Annotated in this window: 17 protein-coding genes, 12 tRNA genes and 3 rRNA genes; 2 read left to right on the plus strand and 30 right to left on the minus strand. The window is 43.7% G+C overall.

All coding sequences use genetic code 11. The features are described from left to right. Positions 1 to 12: 12 nt before the first annotated feature. Entirely contained in the window at positions 13 to 519 is a 507-nt protein-coding gene (gene moaC / locus QFZ73_RS09640; RefSeq protein ID WP_251437596.1) for a cyclic pyranopterin monophosphate synthase MoaC, read from the minus strand. 133 nt (positions 520 to 652) lie between these two features. Here moaC and abc-f point away from each other — a divergent pair, with 133 nt between their 5' ends. Beyond that, positions 653 to 2,572 (plus strand): ribosomal protection-like ABC-F family protein, encoded by a 1,920-nt coding sequence (gene abc-f / locus QFZ73_RS09645; RefSeq protein WP_307265715.1) that lies wholly within the window; start codon positions 653 to 655, stop codon positions 2,570 to 2,572. 278 nt (positions 2,573 to 2,850) lie between these two features. On the opposite strand, the gene tsaD is transcribed toward abc-f, so the two are convergent. From tsaD to QFZ73_RS09745, 20 genes are all read right to left on the minus strand, one after another. Then, complete coding sequence (gene tsaD, locus QFZ73_RS09650; protein ID WP_307265717.1) at positions 2,851 to 3,864, minus strand: tRNA (adenosine(37)-N6)-threonylcarbamoyltransferase complex transferase subunit TsaD; 1,014 nt, start codon at positions 3,862 to 3,864, stop codon at positions 2,851 to 2,853. Beyond that, positions 3,861 to 4,313, minus strand: coding sequence for a ribosomal protein S18-alanine N-acetyltransferase (gene rimI / locus QFZ73_RS09655; RefSeq protein ID WP_251437606.1), 453 nt, complete (start codon positions 4,311 to 4,313; stop codon positions 3,861 to 3,863). Before rimI ends, tsaD begins: the two co-directional genes overlap by 4 nt. A 22-nt stretch (positions 4,314 to 4,335) precedes the next feature. After that, a complete protein-coding gene (gene tsaB, locus QFZ73_RS09660) occupies positions 4,336 to 5,028 on the minus strand; it encodes a tRNA (adenosine(37)-N6)-threonylcarbamoyltransferase complex dimerization subunit type 1 TsaB (protein WP_251437602.1) in 693 nt (230 codons plus the stop codon). Next, entirely contained in the window at positions 5,028 to 5,480 is a 453-nt protein-coding gene (gene tsaE / locus QFZ73_RS09665; RefSeq protein WP_251437604.1) for a tRNA (adenosine(37)-N6)-threonylcarbamoyltransferase complex ATPase subunit type 1 TsaE, read from the minus strand. Before tsaE ends, tsaB begins: the two co-directional genes overlap by 1 nt. Before the next feature lie 197 nt (positions 5,481 to 5,677). Beyond that, positions 5,678 to 5,751, minus strand: a tRNA-Met gene (locus QFZ73_RS09670). A 66-nt stretch (positions 5,752 to 5,817) separates the two neighbouring features. Further along, positions 5,818 to 5,933, minus strand: a 5S ribosomal RNA gene (gene rrf / locus QFZ73_RS09675). Between the two features lie 120 nt (positions 5,934 to 6,053). Then, positions 6,054 to 8,986, minus strand: a 23S ribosomal RNA gene (locus QFZ73_RS09680). A gap of 176 nt (positions 8,987 to 9,162) precedes the next feature. Continuing rightward, positions 9,163 to 10,713: ribosomal RNA gene (locus tag QFZ73_RS09685) — 16S ribosomal RNA — on the minus strand. Together the 16S, 23S and 5S rRNA genes with 12 tRNA genes alongside form the textbook arrangement of a ribosomal RNA operon. Positions 10,714 to 10,808: 95 nt before the next feature. After that, positions 10,809 to 10,882: transfer RNA gene (locus QFZ73_RS09690), tRNA-Gly, on the minus strand. A gap of 29 nt (positions 10,883 to 10,911) precedes the next feature. Then, positions 10,912 to 10,988, minus strand: a tRNA-Pro gene (locus tag QFZ73_RS09695). 7 nt (positions 10,989 to 10,995) lie between these two features. Next, a tRNA-Arg gene (locus tag QFZ73_RS09700) sits at positions 10,996 to 11,072 on the minus strand. 18 nt (positions 11,073 to 11,090) lie between these two features. Beyond that, positions 11,091 to 11,176, minus strand: a tRNA-Leu gene (locus QFZ73_RS09705). A 59-nt stretch (positions 11,177 to 11,235) separates the two neighbouring features. Next, positions 11,236 to 11,317 (minus strand) — tRNA-Leu (locus tag QFZ73_RS09710). Between the two features lie 9 nt (positions 11,318 to 11,326). Continuing rightward, a tRNA-Lys gene (locus QFZ73_RS09715) sits at positions 11,327 to 11,402 on the minus strand. A 9-nt stretch (positions 11,403 to 11,411) separates the two neighbouring features. Then, positions 11,412 to 11,486, minus strand: a tRNA-Gln gene (locus tag QFZ73_RS09720). A 78-nt stretch (positions 11,487 to 11,564) separates the two neighbouring features. After that, positions 11,565 to 11,640: transfer RNA gene (locus QFZ73_RS09725), tRNA-Asp, on the minus strand. A gap of 19 nt (positions 11,641 to 11,659) precedes the next feature. Beyond that, a tRNA-Glu gene (locus QFZ73_RS09730) sits at positions 11,660 to 11,731 on the minus strand. A gap of 19 nt (positions 11,732 to 11,750) precedes the next feature. Beyond that, a tRNA-Ser gene (locus tag QFZ73_RS09735) sits at positions 11,751 to 11,841 on the minus strand. Positions 11,842 to 11,847: 6 nt separating this feature from the next. Further along, positions 11,848 to 11,922 (minus strand) — tRNA-Asn (locus QFZ73_RS09740). Positions 11,923 to 12,054: 132 nt separating this feature from the next. Then, positions 12,055 to 12,534: a SprT family protein gene (locus QFZ73_RS09745; protein WP_307265722.1), complete on the minus strand. Its 480-nt coding sequence runs from the start codon at positions 12,532 to 12,534 to the stop codon at positions 12,055 to 12,057. A gap of 83 nt (positions 12,535 to 12,617) precedes the next feature. Between QFZ73_RS09745 and cmpA the strand changes: the two genes are divergently transcribed. After that, complete coding sequence (cmpA, locus tag QFZ73_RS09750) at positions 12,618 to 12,737, plus strand: cortex morphogenetic protein CmpA (RefSeq protein WP_089364909.1); 120 nt, start codon at positions 12,618 to 12,620, stop codon at positions 12,735 to 12,737. Positions 12,738 to 12,806: 69 nt separating this feature from the next. On the opposite strand, the gene QFZ73_RS09755 is transcribed toward cmpA, so the two are convergent. From QFZ73_RS09755 to QFZ73_RS09795, 9 genes are all read right to left on the minus strand, one after another. Then, the gene (locus QFZ73_RS09755) at positions 12,807 to 14,990 is read right to left on the minus strand and encodes a Tex family protein (RefSeq protein WP_373458925.1); all 2,184 of its coding nucleotides are present in this window, start codon (positions 14,988 to 14,990) and stop codon (positions 12,807 to 12,809) included. Positions 14,991 to 15,082: 92 nt separating this feature from the next. Continuing rightward, a complete protein-coding gene (locus QFZ73_RS09760) occupies positions 15,083 to 15,694 on the minus strand; it encodes a PP2C family serine/threonine-protein phosphatase (protein ID WP_251437393.1) in 612 nt (203 codons plus the stop codon). Next, complete coding sequence (sigB, locus tag QFZ73_RS09765; protein ID WP_251437396.1) at positions 15,691 to 16,479, minus strand: RNA polymerase sigma factor SigB; 789 nt, start codon at positions 16,477 to 16,479, stop codon at positions 15,691 to 15,693. The genes QFZ73_RS09760 and sigB overlap by 4 nt, the downstream gene beginning before the upstream one ends. Beyond that, positions 16,457 to 16,930, minus strand: a complete 474-nt coding sequence (rsbW, locus tag QFZ73_RS09770) for an anti-sigma B factor RsbW (protein ID WP_034306366.1) — start codon at positions 16,928 to 16,930, stop codon at positions 16,457 to 16,459. Before rsbW ends, sigB begins: the two co-directional genes overlap by 23 nt. Continuing rightward, entirely contained in the window at positions 16,927 to 17,259 is a 333-nt protein-coding gene (locus QFZ73_RS09775) for an anti-sigma factor antagonist (protein WP_063236355.1), read from the minus strand. Before QFZ73_RS09775 ends, rsbW begins: the two co-directional genes overlap by 4 nt. Before the next feature lie 60 nt (positions 17,260 to 17,319). Beyond that, positions 17,320 to 18,330 (minus strand): PP2C family protein-serine/threonine phosphatase, encoded by a 1,011-nt coding sequence (locus QFZ73_RS09780; protein ID WP_307265729.1) that lies wholly within the window; start codon positions 18,328 to 18,330, stop codon positions 17,320 to 17,322. Positions 18,331 to 18,339: 9 nt separating this feature from the next. Beyond that, positions 18,340 to 18,741 carry an anti-sigma regulatory factor gene (locus tag QFZ73_RS09785; protein ID WP_048682056.1) on the minus strand — a complete coding sequence of 134 codons (402 nt, stop codon included), beginning with the start codon at positions 18,739 to 18,741 and terminating at the stop codon, positions 18,340 to 18,342. Positions 18,742 to 18,744: 3 nt separating this feature from the next. Beyond that, positions 18,745 to 19,101, minus strand: coding sequence for an STAS domain-containing protein (locus QFZ73_RS09790; RefSeq protein ID WP_048682053.1), 357 nt, complete (start codon positions 19,099 to 19,101; stop codon positions 18,745 to 18,747). A 3-nt stretch (positions 19,102 to 19,104) separates the two neighbouring features. Further along, on the minus strand, positions 19,105 to 19,932 hold the full coding sequence (locus QFZ73_RS09795; protein ID WP_251437400.1) for an RsbT co-antagonist protein RsbRA: 828 nt from the start codon (positions 19,930 to 19,932) through the stop codon (positions 19,105 to 19,107). Between the last annotated feature and the right edge of the window lie 387 nt (positions 19,933 to 20,319).

Consider the following 20,319-nt stretch of genomic DNA (forward strand, 5'->3'; position numbering starts at 1 on the left):
ATGCTTTTCAACTTAATCTGTATCTGTTTGTTTTACTTGTCTTTTATAATCGTTACTGGAAACTCCGCCTGTTTTCTCCACTAAGAATGTAGGCCCGATCACCATTCCCTTATCAAGGGCCTTACACATGTCATAAACAGTCAAGGCAGTCACGGATGCAGCTGTTAACGCTTCCATTTCAACACCTGTACTGCCTTTTGTCTTAGCTTCCGTTTCAATCCTAAGCCTATATCCCTGTTCTTCTTTTTCCCAATCAAAGGCTATATTGACCCCTTGCAGAGCAATGGGATGGCACATCGGAATTATATTGGATGTATTTTTGCTGGCCATTATTCCTGCAACTTGTGCAACAGCCAGTACATCACCTTTTTTCATTTTCTCGTTCGTGACCAATTCATATATTTCATCATTCAATAAAATGCTCGATTGAGCTACAGCCGTCCGGGTTGTTTCAGGCTTAGCACTCACATCGACCATTTTGGCCCTGCCCTGTTCATTAAAATGCGTTAAGTCTCCCATTTAAGTAACCCCTCCTAAATAATACACTATTATTCCACTTTATGTAACAGCTTTTCTTTTAGCTTGGAACCAAGCTGTTGCCGATAATAACTAAAATACGTTACACTAACAATAATCAATTGAGGTGAAATCTATGATTTTGTTACAAATCAATCAATTATCGAAATATTATGGAGCTGAACTTATTTTATCAAATATGAAGCTCGAAGTTCAAAATAAAGATAGAATTGCACTTGTCGGCCGAAATGGCGCCGGTAAATCCACTCTGCTAAAAATCATAGCCGGGCAGCTTTCCCATGATGGCGGGGAAATAATCAAACCAAAAGGCGTCACCATCGGCTATATGGCCCAGGATACGGGATTGGAATCCGATCTGACCATATGGGATGAAATGCTGACTGTATTCAGGGACCTTATAGAGCAAGAAAAGGAACTGCGTCGCCTTGAGGTTGATATGGCCAGACCTGACATCTTTGAAAACGAAACTATTTACCGAAAAGTGCTGAATGAATATGACACTTTGATGGTGGCATTCAAAGAGAAGGGCGGTTATCAATATGAAGCGGATATCCGTTCCGTATTGCATGGACTTCAGTTTGCTGACTTTGACTATTCTACCCCGATTTCCACTTTAAGCGGTGGGCAAAAAACAAGGCTTGCATTAGGAAAACTGCTTTTAAGGAAACCGGATATATTGATTCTGGATGAGCCGACGAACCATTTGGATATCGAAACCCTCTCTTGGCTTGAACAATATTTACAAAGCTACCAGGGAGCTGTCCTTATTGTTTCCCATGACCGTTATTTTTTAGATAAAGTAGTTAACCTGGTATATGAGATTTCCCGGAATAACATGAAAAAATACCATGGTAATTATAGTTCTTACCTAGAGGTAAAAGCGGAAGATTATGAGCGGGACATGAAACTGTTCGAGAAGCAACAAGGGGAAATTGAAAAGCTTCGCGACTTTGTCCAACGTAATATCACAAGGGCTTCCACCACGAAAAGAGCACAAAGCAGACGCAAACAGCTCGAAAAGATGGATGTATTGGACAAGCCGCAAGGTGATGAAAAATCCGCGAATTTTTCTTTCCAGATTGAAAGGCAAAGCGGAAATGAAGTACTTCACCTCCAGGACTTGGCTATCGGATACGAAGGGGAAACGGTGTCAAGGAATATAAATTCCCGGATGACAAAAGGAGAGAGCATAGCTCTTGTTGGCCCAAATGGAGTTGGAAAATCAACGTTGCTGAAAACGATCATTTCTAAGCTGCCTGCACTTTCTGGGGACTTCCGTTTTGGAACGAACGTAGAAGTCAGCTACTACGATCAAGAACAGGCTAACCTTGTTTCCAATAAACGCGTACTCAATGAATTATGGGACGACTATCCCCTTAAACCGGAAAAGGACATTCGCACCGTACTCGGTAATTTCCTATTTAGCGGGGACGATGTTTTGAAAACCGTTTCCACACTTAGCGGGGGCGAAAAGGCACGGCTTGCTCTAGCCAAAATGATGATGGAAAAAGGGAATTTTTTAATTCTTGATGAACCAACGAACCATTTGGACCTCGATAGTAAATTGGTGCTTGAAAACGCATTGATCGATTATCCGGGAACTATTCTTTTTGTCTCACATGACCGTTATTTCATAAATCGGATAGCAACGAAAGTGATAGAGCTCTCCAAAGACGGCAACGAAGAATTCCTCGGTGATTATGATTACTATTTAGAGAAGAAACAGGAGCAAGCTGAAATCCAAGCACTTGAACAGCAGGATCAGGCTAAAGCTTTAGATGCAGCCGTAGAAAAAACAAATTACAAAATTGATAAAGAAGCAAAAAAAGCTGAACGCCAGCGAAAACGGCGCATTGAGGAAATCGAGGCAGCCATGGAGCTTCTTGAAACCGAAATAAACGAATATAATGACCTCCTTTGTGATCCAAATGTTTTTCAGGACCATGAAAAAGTAATGGAAGTCCAAACAAAACTTGATAAAGCACAGGAAAGTTTGGACCAGCTTCTCGAAGAATGGACTGAACTGGAAGAATGACAAAAGACTGAGTCAATTGACTCGGTCTTTTCTTTTCCAATCAAATGTTGCTTGAAAGTTATCCACAAACTTGTTAACAAACTGCTTACCGTTCATTAGCCAATAATTTGAGTTATACACATTATCCACAGAAACATATCCACTTATCCACAAAAACACCCCTTTATGCACATGCAGTATGAATATCAAAAAAACTTTATCCACAGAATATTCTATTTTTTTATTAACAGGATAAAAAAGACAGGATCCCGAAGTGAGGGATCCTGTTTTCTCGTCAATTAAAATGCTTCTATATCCAATCCAGGATTTCCGTTCAAATCCAAACCAGATCGTTTTCCCTTTTCAAACATGACACTGCCAGCAGCACCGATCATGGCGGCATTGTCCGTACAAAGATAGAGGGGCGGAATGGATATATCCATAGGTAAATCCTTAAAAGCTTCCGTTAATGCTTCCCTAAGGCCTTTATTTGCCGCAACTCCTCCAGCAAGCAATACCTGCTTTACATTAAATTCCTTTGCAGCCTTTACAGCTTTCATTACAAGCACTTCTATGACGCTTGCTTGGAAACTTGCCGCTAAATCTTTAGGTTCGATTTTTTCCCCGCGCTGTTCTGCATTATGCAAAGTGTTGATCACAGCTGATTTCAACCCGCTGAAAGAAAAGTCATAGCTGCCATCCAACCATGCCCGAGGCAGTTTCAAAGATGGTGAGCCTTCTTGTGCAAGCCTATCGATATGAGGCCCACCAGGATAAGGGAGCCCCAGGGTTCGAGCCACTTTATCATACGCCTCTCCTGCTGCATCATCCCGCGTCTCCCCTATCACCTTGAAAGAACCCGGTTCCTCTAAAAGCACCAATTCCGTATGCCCCCCCGAAACGACCAAAGAAAGCGCAGGATATTGGATCTCCTGAATAAGTCGATTTGCATAGATATGACCCGCGATATGATGCGTACCGACAATCGGTATTCCATGTGCGAAAGCTACAGCCTTCGCCGCATTCACACCTATTAATAGTGCCCCTACAAGTCCGGGACCTTCTGTAACGGCAATGGCATCCAAATCTTCATATGTAACACCTGCCTGAAGCAGTGCTTCTTCAAGAACAATCGTAATTTGTTCTACATGATGACGGGAAGCTATTTCGGGGACGACACCGCCAAAACGTTTATGACTTTCGATTTGTGAAGCCACGACATTACTCAGTATCTCCGTTCCATTTTTTATGACAGCTGCCGCAGTTTCATCGCAGCTCGTTTCAATTCCTAATATAAATTGATCTTTTTTCATGAAAAATTCACCCACATAACATAAGCATCTTCTTGATTGTCTGTATAATAATTTTTTCGGATTCCACCCTTTTGGAAACCTAGTTTTTCATAAAGCGAAATGGCTACTGTATTACTGACACGGACCTCAAGCGTCATCCTCACCACTCCCATCGAAATGGAGATTTCAATCATCTTCCTGAGCAAAGCTTCTCCAAGCTTTTGCCCCCGGTATTCTGGTAATATCGCTATATTGGTAATGTGCGATTCATCAATGACGATCCACGCACCGCAATAACCGGCAATTTCCCCTTCATCCTCTATCACCATGTATACAGCATATTGATTATGATTCAATTCATTAAAAAAAGCTTCCCGGCTCCAAGGCAAAGTAAAGGACTGCTTTTCCACGTTAAGCACTTGGTCGATATCTTCCGTATTCATCTTTCGGAACGTCAATGTTTTACTCATAATAATCGGTCGCTTTCCTTGTTTATTTCCCCTGCTGTTCAAGCCACTTAGCTTCTGCTTCAGCCATGCGGATATAATTCGGTACAAACTGGTGAACATCCACTTCAGTCTTATCAAGACCAATGAAGGCCAGTTCGCTTGGCCTTGAATTATATGACTGTACTGGAGCAAATATCGCTAATTCGCCTAATGCATCCGTAATTGCATCCCGATGGATGTCCACATCTTGACCAACAAATAAAACAGGACGATTTAATTCCTTCAATTGATTCGCCCACTCAGAGGATAGAATATTACAATCTTCAATGACTGTCTTTAAAGAATCTTTTTCCATTTCATATAATCCAGTATAAATCTGCCCTCTTCTTGCATCGAACAAGGGAGATATCAACCCGTTAAAATAACGTCCATTAGCTGCTAAAACCTCTAAGCTGGAAACACCTGATAACGGAATCTGAAGCGTCCAGGCCAAGCTTTTCGCAATCGTCACTCCAATCCTGACCCCTGTATAGGAACCTGGACCTTGAGCGACCACTATCTTAGTCAATTCCTTCGGTTTAGTATCACAATCCCTCAGCAGTGTTTCAATTGCTGGCATTACCCGCACCGAATGATTTTTCTTTAGGTTCGTCGTATACTCACCAATTACTTGACTCCCGTTAACCAGTGCAATCCCTAATGTGAAATTCGATGTATCTATTGCTAAAACCTTCATCAAATAATCTCCTTACATAACTTTACATATCTTTCGCCTTTGGCTTCCAAAACAATACGCCTGCTTGTATCGCCCAGACGATAGATATAAATGGTCAAGATTTCCTCTGGAAGGTGATCCTTTATTAAATGGGCCCATTCAACGACAGTCACACCATCACCATCAAAATATTCATCAAAGCCTAAATCTTCTTCCGATTCACTTACCCGATAGACATCCATATGATATAAAGGCAAGCGACCCATGTATTCCTTTATTATCGTAAAGGTAGGGCTATTCACCATTCTGGTAATACCTAATCCTTTAGCCAGCCCTTTTGTGAATGCCGTCTTCCCTGCACCCAAGTCACCTTCTAAAGCCAACACATCTCCACTGGAAAGCTTTTGTGCCAATTTATGCGCAAATTGCGCTGTTTCTTCCTCATTCTGCGAAATCAATTCAACATGTTGCATATATCAATCACCTTTATCATTATTAGGAAAACGTCCTATAGTTCAGTCGAGAACCATAAACGCAATATTATGGAACAAAAACCATTCTATATGTAGTTTACCTTGTTTCAAAAGAAGAAACAAATAAGTTAGGGACATAATTATTCGAATTTCAGATAAAACAAAAAAACGAAACCTAAGTTTCGTTTTTTTCATGATTGCGGGGACAGGATTTGAACCTGCGACCTTCGGGTTATGAGCCCGACGAGCTACCGGACTGCTCCACCCCGCGACGGTATAAATGCTGCTTTTATAATTAAAGTATTCCCATTTATTCAAAAAGAATACAAAGATTATAGCTTGGCGGCGTCCTACTCTCACAGGGGGAAACCCCCAACTACCATCGGCGCTGAAGAGCTTAACTGCCGTGTTCGGAATGGGAACGGGTGTGACCTCTTCGCTATCGCCACCAAACATTTTATCTTTTTTTCAGTACATCCATTATCATATCATGTATGAGATCAGAATGCAAGAAGAAATTTTCATTCCTTCAAAACTAGATAATATAAGAAGGTATTTCATTTTTTTAAAGCGTTGGTTAAGTCCTCGATCTATTAGTATCAGTCAGCTCCACATGTCGCCACGCTTCCACCTCTGACCTATCAACCTGATCATCTTTCAGGGATCTTACTAGCTTGCGCCATGGGAAATCTCATCTTGAGGGGGGCTTCATGCTTAGATGCTTTCAGCACTTATCCCGTCCGCACGTAGCTACCCAGCTATGCCTTTGGCAAGACAACTGGTACACCAGCGGTGCGTCCATCCCGGTCCTCTCGTACTAAGGACAGCTCCTCTCAAATTTCCTGCGCCCGCGACGGATAGGGACCGAACTGTCTCACGACGTTCTGAACCCAGCTCGCGTACCGCTTTAATGGGCGAACAGCCCAACCCTTGGGACCGACTACAGCCCCAGGATGCGATGAGCCGACATCGAGGTGCCAAACCTCCCCGTCGATGTGGACTCTTGGGGGAGATAAGCCTGTTATCCCCGGGGTAGCTTTTATCCGTTGAGCGATGGCCCTTCCATGCGGAACCACCGGATCACTAAGCCCGACTTTCGTCCCTGCTCGACTTGTAGGTCTCGCAGTCAAGCTCCCTTGTGCCTTTACACTCTACGAATGATTTCCAACCATTCTGAGGGAACCTTTGGGCGCCTCCGTTACTCTTTAGGAGGCGACCGCCCCAGTCAAACTGCCCACCTGACACTGTCTCCCACCCCGATAAGGGGCGCGGGTTAGAATTTCAATACAGCCAGGGTAGTATCCCACCAACGCCTCCACCGAAGCTAGCGCTCCGGCTTCTCAGGCTCCTACCTATCCTGTACAAGCTGTACCAAAATTCAATATCAGGCTGCAGTAAAGCTCCACGGGGTCTTTCCGTCCTGTCGCGGGTAACCTGCATCTTCACAGGTACTATAATTTCACCGAGTCTCTCGTTGAGACAGTGCCCAGATCGTTACACCTTTCGTGCGGGTCGGAACTTACCCGACAAGGAATTTCGCTACCTTAGGACCGTTATAGTTACGGCCGCCGTTTACTGGGGCTTCGGTTCAAAGCTTCGCTTGCGCTAACCTCTCCCCTTAACCTTCCAGCACCGGGCAGGTGTCAGCCCCTATACTTCGCCTTGCGGCTTCGCAGAGACCTGTGTTTTTGCTAAACAGTCGCCTGGGCCTATTCACTGCGGCTTTTCTGGGCTATTCACCCTAAAAAGCACCCCTTCTCCCGAAGTTACGGGGTCATTTTGCCGAGTTCCTTAACGAGAGTTCTCTCGCACACCTTAGGATTCTCTCCTCGCCTACCTGTGTCGGTTTGCGGTACGGGCACCTTACATCTCACTAGAGGCTTTTCTTGGCAGCGTGGAATCAGGAACTTCGGTACTATATTTCCCTCGCCATCACAGCTCCGCCTTAATGGAAACGGGATTTGCCTCGTTTCCGGCCTAACTGCTTGGACGCGCATATCCAACAGCGCGCTTACCCTATCCTTCTGCGTCCCCCCATCGTTCAAACGATGTATAGGTGGTACAGGAATATCAACCTGTTGTCCATCGCCTACGCCTTTCGGCCTCGGCTTAGGTCCCGACTAACCCTGAGCGGACGAGCCTTCCTCAGGAAACCTTAGGCATTCGGTGGAAGGGATTCTCACCCTTCTTTCGCTACTCATACCGGCATTCTCACTTCTAAGCGCTCCACCAGTCCTTCCGGTCTGACTTCAACGCCCTTAGAACGCTCTCCTACCATCGACACCTAATGGTGTCAATCCACAGCTTCGGTGATACGTTTAGCCCCGGTACATTTTCGGCGCGGAGTCACTCGACCAGTGAGCTATTACGCACTCTTTAAATGGTGGCTGCTTCTAAGCCAACATCCTGGTTGTCTAAGCAACTCCACATCCTTTTCCACTTAACGTATACTTTGGGACCTTAGCTGGTGGTCTGGGCTGTTTCCCTTTCGACTACGGATCTTATCACTCGCAGTCTGACTCCCAAGAATAAGTATTTGGCATTCGGAGTTTGACTGAATTCGGTAACCCGTTGGGGGCCCCTAGTCCAATCAGTGCTCTACCTCCAATACTCTCATCTTGAGGCTAGCCCTAAAGCTATTTCGGAGAGAACCAGCTATCTCCAGGTTCGATTGGAATTTCTCCGCTACCCACACCTCATCCCCGCACTTTTCAACGTGCGTGGGTTCGGGCCTCCATTCAGTGTTACCTGAACTTCACCCTGGACATGGGTAGATCACCTGGTTTCGGGTCTACGACCTCATACTCATTCGCCCTATTCAGACTCGCTTTCGCTGCGGCTCCGTCTCATCAACTTAACCTCGCATGAAATCGTAACTCGCCGGTTCATTCTACAAAAGGCACGCCATTACCCATTAACGGGCTTTGACTACTTGTAGGCACACGGTTTCAGGATCTATTTCACTCCCCTTCCGGGGTGCTTTTCACCTTTCCCTCACGGTACTGGTTCACTATCGGTCACTAGGGAGTATTTAGCCTTGGGAGATGGTCCTCCCTGCTTCCGACGGGATTTCTCGTGTCCCGCCGTACTCAGGATCCACTCAGGAGGGAACGAAGTTTCAACTACAGGGTTTTTACCTTCTTCGACGGACCTTTCCAGATCGCTTCATTTACCCCGTTCCTTTGTAACTCCATGTTGAGTGTCCTACAACCCCAAGAGGCAAGCCTCTTGGTTTGGGCTAATTCCGTTTCGCTCGCCGCTACTCAGGAAATCGCATTTGCTTTCTCTTCCTCCGGGTACTTAGATGTTTCAGTTCCCCGGGTCTGCCTTCAGTACCCTATGTATTCAGGTAAAGATACTGTTCCATTACGAACAGTGGGTTTCCCCATTCGGAAATCTCCGGATCAAAGCTTACTTACAGCTCCCCGAAGCATATCGGTGTTAGTCCCGTCCTTCATCGGCTCCTAGTGCCAAGGCATCCACCGTGCGCCCTTTCTAACTTAACCGTTAAAAAAGATCTTACAGATGCTTTGAAAAAAATTAATTGCCTTCTATCTATTATCTAGTTTTCAAGGAACAAAGCAGAAAGAATCCATCACATCGTGATGTTTGTCTTTCCTATTTGAATGAATCACTCATTCAAAACTGAACAAAACAAAAGCGCTCTCGTAATTATCCTTAGAAAGGAGGTGATCCAGCCGCACCTTCCGATACGGCTACCTTGTTACGACTTCACCCCAATCATCTGTCCCACCTTAGGCGGCTGGCTCCATGAAGGTTACCTCACCGACTTCGGGTGTTACAAACTCTCGTGGTGTGACGGGCGGTGTGTACAAGGCCCGGGAACGTATTCACCGCGGCATGCTGATCCGCGATTACTAGCGATTCCGGCTTCATGTAGGCGAGTTGCAGCCTACAATCCGAACTGAGAATGGCTTTATGGGATTCGCTTACCTTCGCAGGTTTGCAGCCCTTTGTACCATCCATTGTAGCACGTGTGTAGCCCAGGTCATAAGGGGCATGATGATTTGACGTCATCCCCACCTTCCTCCGGTTTGTCACCGGCAGTCACCTTAGAGTGCCCAACTGAATGCTGGCAACTAAGATCAAGGGTTGCGCTCGTTGCGGGACTTAACCCAACATCTCACGACACGAGCTGACGACAACCATGCACCACCTGTCACTCTGTCCCCCGAAGGGGAAAGCCCTATCTCTAGGGTTGTCAGAGGATGTCAAGACCTGGTAAGGTTCTTCGCGTTGCTTCGAATTAAACCACATGCTCCACCGCTTGTGCGGGCCCCCGTCAATTCCTTTGAGTTTCAGCCTTGCGGCCGTACTCCCCAGGCGGAGTGCTTAATGCGTTAGCTGCAGCACTAAAGGGCGGAAACCCTCTAACACTTAGCACTCATCGTTTACGGCGTGGACTACCAGGGTATCTAATCCTGTTTGCTCCCCACGCTTTCGCGCCTCAGTGTCAGTTACAGACCAGAAAGTCGCCTTCGCCACTGGTGTTCCTCCAAATCTCTACGCATTTCACCGCTACACTTGGAATTCCACTTTCCTCTTCTGCACTCAAGTTCCCCAGTTTCCAATGACCCTCCACGGTTGAGCCGTGGGCTTTCACATCAGACTTAAGGAACCACCTGCGCGCGCTTTACGCCCAATAATTCCGGACAACGCTTGCCACCTACGTATTACCGCGGCTGCTGGCACGTAGTTAGCCGTGGCTTTCTGGTTAGGTACCGTCAAGGTACCAGCAGTTACTCTGGTACTTGTTCTTCCCTAACAACAGAACTTTACGACCCGAAGGCCTTCTTCGTTCACGCGGCGTTGCTCCGTCAGACTTTCGTCCATTGCGGAAGATTCCCTACTGCTGCCTCCCGTAGGAGTCTGGGCCGTGTCTCAGTCCCAGTGTGGCCGATCACCCTCTCAGGTCGGCTACGCATCGTCGCCTTGGTGAGCCATTACCTCACCAACTAGCTAATGCGCCGCGGGCCCATCTATAAGTGACAGCGTAAACCGTCTTTCCATCTTCTCTCATGCGAGAAAAGAACGTATCCGGTATTAGCTCCGGTTTCCCGAAGTTATCCCAGTCTTATAGGCAGGTTGCCCACGTGTTACTCACCCGTCCGCCGCTAATCTCAGGGAGCAAGCTCCCATCGATTCGCTCGACTTGCATGTATTAGGCACGCCGCCAGCGTTCGTCCTGAGCCAGGATCAAACTCTCCGAAGAAATGTTTGACTTGCTCATTTGCTTTTTTGATAGTGTGTGCTCACTTAAAATTTAACGTTGGCGCTTTGTTTTGTTCAGTTTTCAAAGAGCAATAATGGAGCGGGTGAAGAGAATCGAACTCTCATCATCAGCTTGGAAGGCTGAGGTTTTACCACTAAACTACACCCGCATTTAATTTTGAAATATTTTCAGAAAGAATGGTCGGGAAGACAGGATTCGAACCTGCGACCCCTTGGTCCCAAACCAAGTGCTCTACCAAGCTGAGCTACTTCCCGTAAAATATGGTGCGCCCGGCGGGAGTCGAACCTACAACCTTCTGATTCGTAGTCAGATGCTCTATCCAATTGAGCTACGGGCGCTAATTTCTATGATGTTATTGGTGCGGCCGAGAGGAGTCGAACCTCCACGGGGTTTCCCCCACTAGGCCCTCAACCTAGCGCGTCTGCCATTCCGCCACGACCGCGAAATCGACTTTGTAAGTTTAACACCTTTTCTACTTGATGTCAAGAAGAAAAATATCAGTGCGGGTGAAGGGACTTGAACCCCCACGCCTTGCGGCGCCAGATCCTAAGTCTGGTGCGTCTGCCAATTCCGCCACACCCGCGAAAATAAATGGTGAGCCATGAAGGATTCGAACCTTCGACCCTCTGATTAAAAGTCAGATGCTCTACCAACTGAGCTAATGGCTCTAAATATAATGGCTGGGCTAGAAGGGATCGAACCTTCGCATGACGGAATCAAAATCCGTTGCCTTACCGCTTGGCTATAGCCCAATAATCAAATACTAATCAACAACCAGGATAATATTTTATCACAATAATGTTATTTTAGCAAGTGTTTTTTAAAAAAAATGGCGGTCCCGACGGGAATCGAACCCGCGATCTCCTGCGTGACAGGCAGGCATGTTAACCGCTACACCACGGGACCAGCATTATGTGTAAAAAAGTGACCCATACGGGATTCGAACCCGTGTTACCGCCGTGAAAGGGCGGTGTCTTAACCGCTTGACCAATGGGCCTTGATATAAAAAATGTAACTGGCGGAGAAGGAGGGATTTGAACCCTCGCGCCGCTTACGCGACCTACACCCTTAGCAGGGGCGCCTCTTCAGCCTCTTGAGTACTTCCCCAAAAAATGGCTCCGCAGGTAGGACTCGAACCTACGACCGTTCGGTTAACAGCCGAATGCTCTACCACTGAGCTACTGCGGAATAATGAAAATTGGGTTCCTTTTTTACGCTCAAGGACCTTAGTGTTTGTCGTTAAGAACAAGTTGTTATCTTGTCGACTCTTATGATTATAAAGAGGTTACAACTTAAAGTCAAGGGTTCTTTTATGTTTTTTTATATTTTTGTTTTTTGCTCCTTAAACCCTTGATAAATCAATGTTCCACGACATTTACCACAAACGAAACGGGTAGTGTCGATTCGCTTTTTTCTTATATATACGTGCTGACAGTCTTCACATCTATATTGAATAGTATTCATCTTTTTCTTTAATTGGTTAGATGGCAGCGCCTGGCAAAATCTCGGTGCCCCCACTTTCTTGAGTAAATGTTTAAAGTCCGCATCACGATGTTGGTACCCTTTCCTCTCAATGTGCAGATGATAATGGCACAATTCATGCTTAATGATTCCAATGATTTCATCCACACCGCGTTCATCAAGATACTTCTTATTGATTTCTATATTGTGTGAACGGAGCAAGTACCGTCCTCCTGTTGTTCGGAGACGCGGATTAAAACTGGCTTGGTGTCTAAAGGCCTTTTTAAAGTCTTTCAACGAAATTTCTTCTACTAGTTTTTGCAATTGCCGATTATCCATTTCCCCCTCCCTTTCCTTGGTAACATGACAACCCATTATAACATAGACTAATAATACAATAGGAAACTAAGGGAGGAAAAGCTATGCCTAATTGGTTCCAGAATCAAATCCGCAAAGCCTTTTATGAAAAGGATTATTATCAAGTGAAGATGTTGAATCAATGTTGGTTTTTTTATCAAAAGAAAGAAAGTCTCAGGTTATAGATTCAACTTTGTTAATAAATACATCACTTCAAAAAAACCCCTTCTAATATAGAAGGAGCTTTCCTAAGGCTAGTTTTGATCCTTTGGCTCAAGCATCGTTAAAGATACCCTTTGCTTTTGGGAGTCAACCAGTTCGACCCAAACCGTAACAACATCCCCAACGGCAACTACATCCAATGGGTGCTTTACAAACCGGTTGCTCAGTTTAGAAATATGCACCAGTCCATCCTGTTTAACACCGATGTCCACAAACGCACCGAAATCCACAACATTCCTCACTGTGCCTTGTAATTCCATCCCAGTTTGCAGATCCTCCATTTTTAGTACATCCTGCTTAAGCAGCGGTTTTGATAATTCATCCCGAGGATCTCTTCCCGGTTTCATCAAATCATCTATGATATCTTTAATCGTAATTTCCCCAATTTCCAATTCATTGACCAAATCAGCCGGTTTTAGTTTACCCAACTCTTCATTCAGTGAATCACTGCCTAAATCCTCAGATGCGAATCCCATTTTCTTTAATAATTTATTCACGGCACTGTAGTTCTCAGGATGTATCGCAGTTTGATCTAAAGGTTCATCTCCATTAATGATACGTAAGAACCCTATACATTGTTCATATGTTTTGGCACCAAGCCGGGGAATCTTCTTTAATTCCTTCCTGCTTGAAAACTTCCCTTCGACTTCCCTTTTCTTTACAATATTTTGAGCAACCGATTTTGATAAACCAGCTACATATTGTAATAGAGATGATGAAGCTGTATTGACATTCACTCCCACCTGGTTAACAGCCGTTTCTACTACAAACGTGAGGGATTCCGTTAACTTTTTCTGCGACACATCATGTTGGTACTGACCTACCCCCACGGATTGGGGATCAATTTTAACAAGTTCAGCAAGGGGATCTTGAAGCCTTCTGCCTATCGAAACGGCGCTTCTCTGTTCTACTTGAAGATCCGGAAACTCTTCACGGGCAATATCCGAGGCTGAATACACACTGGCTCCCGCTTCATTAACAATTATATATGAAATATTCCCTTTCACTTCTTTTAAAATATCTGCGATGAATTGCTCTGATTCACGTGATGCGGTACCATTGCCGATTGCCACGATCTCAACCGAGAACCGCTGAAGTATTTCGATCGTTTTTTCACGGGCAGCATTAAGCTTCGCAACTGGAGGGTGCGGATAGATTACACTGATATCGAGCACCTTTCCGGTTTCATCAATGACAGCCAACTTACAGCCAGTCCGATATGCCGGATCTAACGCTAGGACCACTTTCCCTTTAAGCGGGGGCTGCAAGAGCAGGTTCCGGAGGTTTTCAGAGAAAATATGGATAGCTTGATCCTCAGCCTTTTCCGTCAGCTCTTTTCTGATTTCCCGTTCTACAGAAGGCATGATCAAACGCTTGAGCCCATCCTCAATCGCAGATTTAAGAACAACCTGGGCTTCAGATTTGTTATTTTTAATGATTTTCTGTTCCAGATGACCAATGATGATTTCAGTTCGAGGCTGAATGGAGATTCGTAAAACCTCCTCCTTTTCACCTCTATTTAGCGCCAACACCCGATGCGGTACGATTCTTTGAACCGGCTCCTCATATTCATAGTACATCTCGAAGATTTTTTTCTCGTCCTTCTCTTCATTTTTCACAGTTGAAATCACTTTTCCAGCTTTGAAAATTTCAGCCCTTATCCACTTCCTTAATTCTGCATCATCGGAAATATGTTCAGCTATGATATCCTGTGCTCCCGTAATAGCCTCTTCAATAGAAGAAACTTCTTTTTCTGCCGATATGAATTCTGCGGCTTTTTCTCTAACTCGACCATGCAATTGACATTCCAGAAGCCAGTTAGCCAATGGTTCAAGACCCTTTTCTTTAGCAACTGTCGCTTTCGTTCTCCTTTTTTGTTTGAATGGCCTGTACAAATCCTCGACTTCCTGCAGTTTTGTTGCCTTCTCGATTTGTCTTGTTAATTCTTCCGTCAATTTCCCCTGTTCACCAATCGAACGCGTAACTTCTGCTTTCCTCTGGCCAAGGTTTTCTAGATAGTTCCATCTTTCCATAATGGAACGAATCTGCACTTCATCAAGTGAACCCGTCATTTCTTTTCTATACCGCGCAATAAAAGGGACAGTATTACCCTCTTGCAGCATCTGTATGACGTTTTGAACTTGATGATTTTTCAAAGTTAGCTCATTGGATATTTTTTCAATCAATTCTTTTAATGTATCTTCTACAACCATCATTGTGTTTACCTCCAACCTTTTAATCTAATATGTATAGTCTAGCAAATGAGTGATGAAGTTGCGAATTCAATACAAAAAAGCTCACTTCCGAATTAAGGCGAAAGTAAGCTTCCTAAAATGAAAGTTGTATCATCTGCAGTTAATGGACTGCTTTTTAATATGCATTGGGCGTTCTTATCGATAGGGGCCAGCCTTTTCAAAAAAGATTTAGCTCCCTTAAGTTCTAAACCATCGGAATGAAGAATGAATTTTGCATTTGGTTCATATTTGTATCTCTGCGTCCTGTATTTTTGTTTCCTGCCGGATAAATAACCTGTAACAGGTAAAGGGTAAACTAGTTTATCGTCGCTTGGATTATACAGGAAAAAGCGGATGTTACCCACTGAACTGTATACAAATTCATTCTTGTCATAAAATATCTTTAAAATGGAAACGGCTGCCCCCCGCTTATCGATTAAAACTTGATTACACACTGCCATTAGTGATTCTACATCCAACTCATGATTACGTTTAACTTCCTCGATGACAGCATGGGAGGAATCGTAAGCATTTTTTCCGCTGCCTAGACCATCTGCCAGTACACACACAAAGTATTCTTTCGTATGAAGAAAAAAGTAATCATCACCACAATAAACCATCCCGTTTTTAGACGATTGAGAGACAAGGACTTCTATTTTTTCTCCCCTCAGAATATCTTTGATCACTGAATTAACTCCGAGTTTTCAGCATTAATGGCTTCTTGAAGTTTCTTGATCGCGCGGCGTTGGAGCCTCGACACATGCATTTGGGAAATTCCAAGTTTATCGCCCGCTTCTTTCTGACTTAAATTCTCTAAATAAGTATGCTGTATGATCATCTTTTCACGGTCACTAAGCACATGCAGCACCTTTTCAAGCACAAGACGCTGATTGACCCTTTCAAAACCTTCATCGACATTTCCAAATATATCAAGCAATGTGACAGTACCGCCATCAGAATCCGCCTCAATAGAATGATCCACAGATAAAGCTTGATAGCTTTTTCCCATTTCCATCGCTTCTAAAACTTCTTCTTCAGTCACGCCTATACTATCGGCTATTTCATCTATTCTTGGGGAACGATGCAGGGTTGTAGTTAATTCCTCGACAGTCACCCTGATTTTCGGACCAAGTTCCTTAATTCTCCTTGGCACATGGACACTCCATGTTTTGTCACGCAGAAACCTTTTGATTTCGCCGATTATAGTAGGGACGGCAAATGCCTCAAAGCTCTTACCGAAAGATTCATCATATCGCCGAATGGCACCTAACAAACCAATCATGCCGACCTGGGAGATATCCTCCTGAAATGATTTCCCTTTTGCATATTTACGGGAGATTGTTTCAACTAAACTTTTATAATGGATGACTAGATTACTCTGTGCTTCATCATCCTGATTCTGCTGGTAAGCTCTAATCCATTCATTTACCTGTTCTCTTTGTGCCTGATTAGGTTGAGACTGTTTTTGCATCCATCTCCACCTGCTCTCCTTCTAAAAACTTAGTCATAAATACTGTAACCCCGTCATGCTGGTGAATTTTCACATCATCCATCAGAGTTTCAATGAGGTAAAGACCCAAGCCTCCTTCTCTCAAGAGTTCGACTTTTTGTCCATTTTCGTATGGACCGAGTCCTTGACGTACCTCTTCGAAATTACAGCTCTTACCGCTATCAGAAACCATGACCTCCAAACGGTCAGGATAAAGGCCGAAACTTACTTTCACTTCACCTTTTTCAGAATCCTTATATGCATGCTGTACCGCATTTGTACAAGCCTCACTGGTAGCGATTTTCAAATCCTCAATTTCATCATATGCAAAGCCCATCCGGCTTCCTATCCCAGAAAGCGTTAAACGAATGACACCGATGAATTCTGGTTTTGCAGGTATTTTCATTTCGATGTAATCATATACTTGACTCATTCTAACCCACCCTCTGTACCACTTTTTATATCAATAATATCTGCAAGACCTGTAATATCAAATAAACGTCGTAACCTTTCTGATAAGCCAACTAAAGTGAATTCGCCATTATGTGCCCTTACGCTTTTAAAAGCACCGACAAATACCCCAAGTCCCGTACTATCCATATAAGAAACTTCAGTTAAATCAATGGTAATCGAAACATTGTCCTGCTCTGAAATTGGAAATAGTGATTCTCTTAATTTCGGTGCAGTATAGGCATCGATTTCACCTTTTAGTTTTACAATAAATTCAGTATTTAATTCATTAACATCCACTGTTATATTCATCCTTGACCCACCTCTTCAAATCCTCTTCATTCCTAATATCTATACCCAGCAGAAAAAATACTAAACATTTGATTTTAAAATTATTAGTGTAAAATCATCCCTCAGTTGGAAGTTCTGCATTTTCTCCAATTGTTTATATATATTATTCACCATTTCCTGGGCTTGCAAATGCATATTCTTTTTTATGAAACCAATAAGTGTTTCCCTTTCTATGAACCCATCATTCGTCCGGCACTCCGTAACTCCGTCAGATAATAAAATGATCATGTCTCCGCGATTCACCGTTTTTTCATATTGGCGATACCTTGTTTTTTTATCAACTCCAAGCAACAAGCCCTTTGCATCCAAATCGCTAAAAGTACCTGTTGCGGCGTCATAGTAAAAACCAGGTTCATGCCCGGCTGAAGCATAGGAAAATTGCCTGTCATGCGGATCATACAAACCATAGAACATGGTTATGAACATGCTTGGATCCACATTATGCTCCACAACACGGTTCAAACTCTCAAGCACACTCTTCGGTTCATGACGATGCTCCGGTAGACTGTCCATCGCATATTTGATCATCGACATGCACAATGCAGCAGGAATCCCTTTTCCTATGACATCGGCTATCCCTACCCCTATACGGTCATTTTCGTCTTGGACGAAGTGATAGTAATCCCCGTTCATCTGTCTCGCAGGAACACTGATTGCCCCAATTTCAAGAGCTTTGATATCAGGAATTTCCGTTTCCAAAAGTGTATGTTGTACGTTTGCCGCGATCTCGATTTCCGTTTTCAGTTCCTGCTGTTGATGTCTAAGGCTTTGATGTTCACGGTATGCAATGCCGTAGCCCATCATGACTTCTAGCAGAAAATCGAAAGAATCCAATACTTTTCCCGGTAATTCCGGGTAAAGTTCCAATAAGTTATTTTTATGCATACTGATGATTTCTTCTGGAGATATATTGTATTTGATATGTAGGCGGCTAATCTTTTGCCCTTGGTAGAGTGCCTGCTCATTTTGGTCTTTAAGATAAGTAGAAAGCGCCTCATGATACTTTTTCTCCATGTTCTCCCTAATATCCATAGTCCCCCCCTAACGGAGCCATTTCGTAGCGATAATCTTAGTCCCTTCACCTGGTATTGATTCAATATCAAAGTCATCCATTAAACGTTTGGCTCCAGGAAGGCCTGCTCCCAGTCCCCCTGAGGTGGTATATCCATCTTCCATGACTCTGCGGATATCCTCAATTCCCGGCCCTTGGTCCTCTGCAATGATTTTCAATCCTGACTTCCCATTTATATTTAGCTTTTCTATGCTAACACTGCCTTGTCCAGCATATAGGTATATGTTTCGGGCCAATTCGCTAATAGCCGTTGTGATCCTGGCCTGGTCTACAGTACCGAATCCCAACTCCTTAGCGACATTTCTTCCGAGCTGCCTTGCAGCTACGATGTCCCATTCATTTATGATTTTCACGCAGGATTGGAACTCCATTCTTTAATCCCCCAATTCCTGTTGTAATTTCTCCAGGCCTTTCTCTAAGTCTAATGCTGTCAGAACATCATCGAGACTGATTCCCAGTTCAATTAATGTTATTGCAACAGCAGGCTGGATCCCCGTAATTACAACCTTGGCCCCCATAAGCTTAGACATGCTAAAGACATCGCCTAATACCTTTGCGATAAAAGAATCAATAAAATCTATTGAGGTAATATCTATAACAACGCCATTCGCGCTTGTTTCATGAATCTTATGCAGTAAATCCTCTTGAAATTGAAGGGCTGTCACATCATCCAATTCCCACTGTATAGAGACTAACAAGCAGTCATAAAGCTTTAATATCGGAATCCTCATACCTTATCCCTCCACCTTTACGATCTTACGGCTCGTTAATTCCAACGCAACTTCTATCCCTTTTTTCAATGTATTTTTTGTAATCACTTCATTTAAATTAATTCCAAGATTAACGATTGTTTGGGCTATTTCAGGGCGAATGCCGCAGAGTATACATTTGGCGCCCACCAATCGGACTGCTTCCGCCGCCTGAATGATATGATGAGCAACCATGGTATCCACGACCGGCACGCCCGTTATATCAATAAGAACAACTTCAGATCTATGCTTAACCACGCCAGTCAGCAGGTTCTCCATTATCTGTTTGGCACGTTCTGTATCAATCGTACCAATCAGCGGCATAACCGTAATGCCTTCCAATACAGGAATGAGCGGTGCCGAAAGTTCTTGCAACGCCATTTTTTGCATGGAAACAGTTCTTTCCCAAGTTTGGGTATATATATTGACTATTTCATTATTTATCGGTGTGGCCCATTTATCCAGATGGTTAACAAGATTGACTTGATTATCGGGAGTCACCAGACCCTTTTCCACCATTCCATTAATGACAATTAACGTGAATTTATGAAGTCCTTCATTGACGAAAGTAAGAGGCCACCCCAATTGGACGACTTTCTCGGCAAAATCTGAAAGCTTCAATGTGAATTCCTTGTTTTTACTATCAACATTCGTGATGATCATATCTATAAATTCACTGCTCGTTTGCGTGAACATTCGATCTGAGACGACTTTAATTAATCTTTCGTCCGTACTTTCTCTCATGATGCCCATCCATTCAGTAAGGATGTAATCCTGATTTTGCTTAATAAAATCGTAAACCAATTGATTCATAATATCCTCCCATTCTAACACAATTGCCATGTTTCCCTGTCCTCGTCACAAGGATGTTAACTAACTGTAATGATGTTATTTCCATTTGGATTTTCTTTGAGTATCCCCACTGCCCACTGGGACTTTTGCTTTTTTTAAGTATTTACAACATAACTACATACCCGAATTTCAGGTTAGAAAAACATCAATTAAAGAAAAGTTATGGAGATACTATAAAAAAATAACGTTCTATCCGATATCTAACTGTATACTGTTTTTATTCGTCAAATTTTTCATATTTCCTGCTGTATACTTTTTGGATACATGCTTATGTTATTTCACAAAAAAAACACGATTCCCACAGTTGCAGGAATCGTGCCATCTAAATAACATCAAGAATGATTTGTA

The organism is Peribacillus sp. V2I11 (genome assembly GCF_030817135.1).
GTDB classification, from domain to species: domain Bacteria; phylum Bacillota; class Bacilli; order Bacillales; family DSM-1321; genus Peribacillus; species Peribacillus simplex.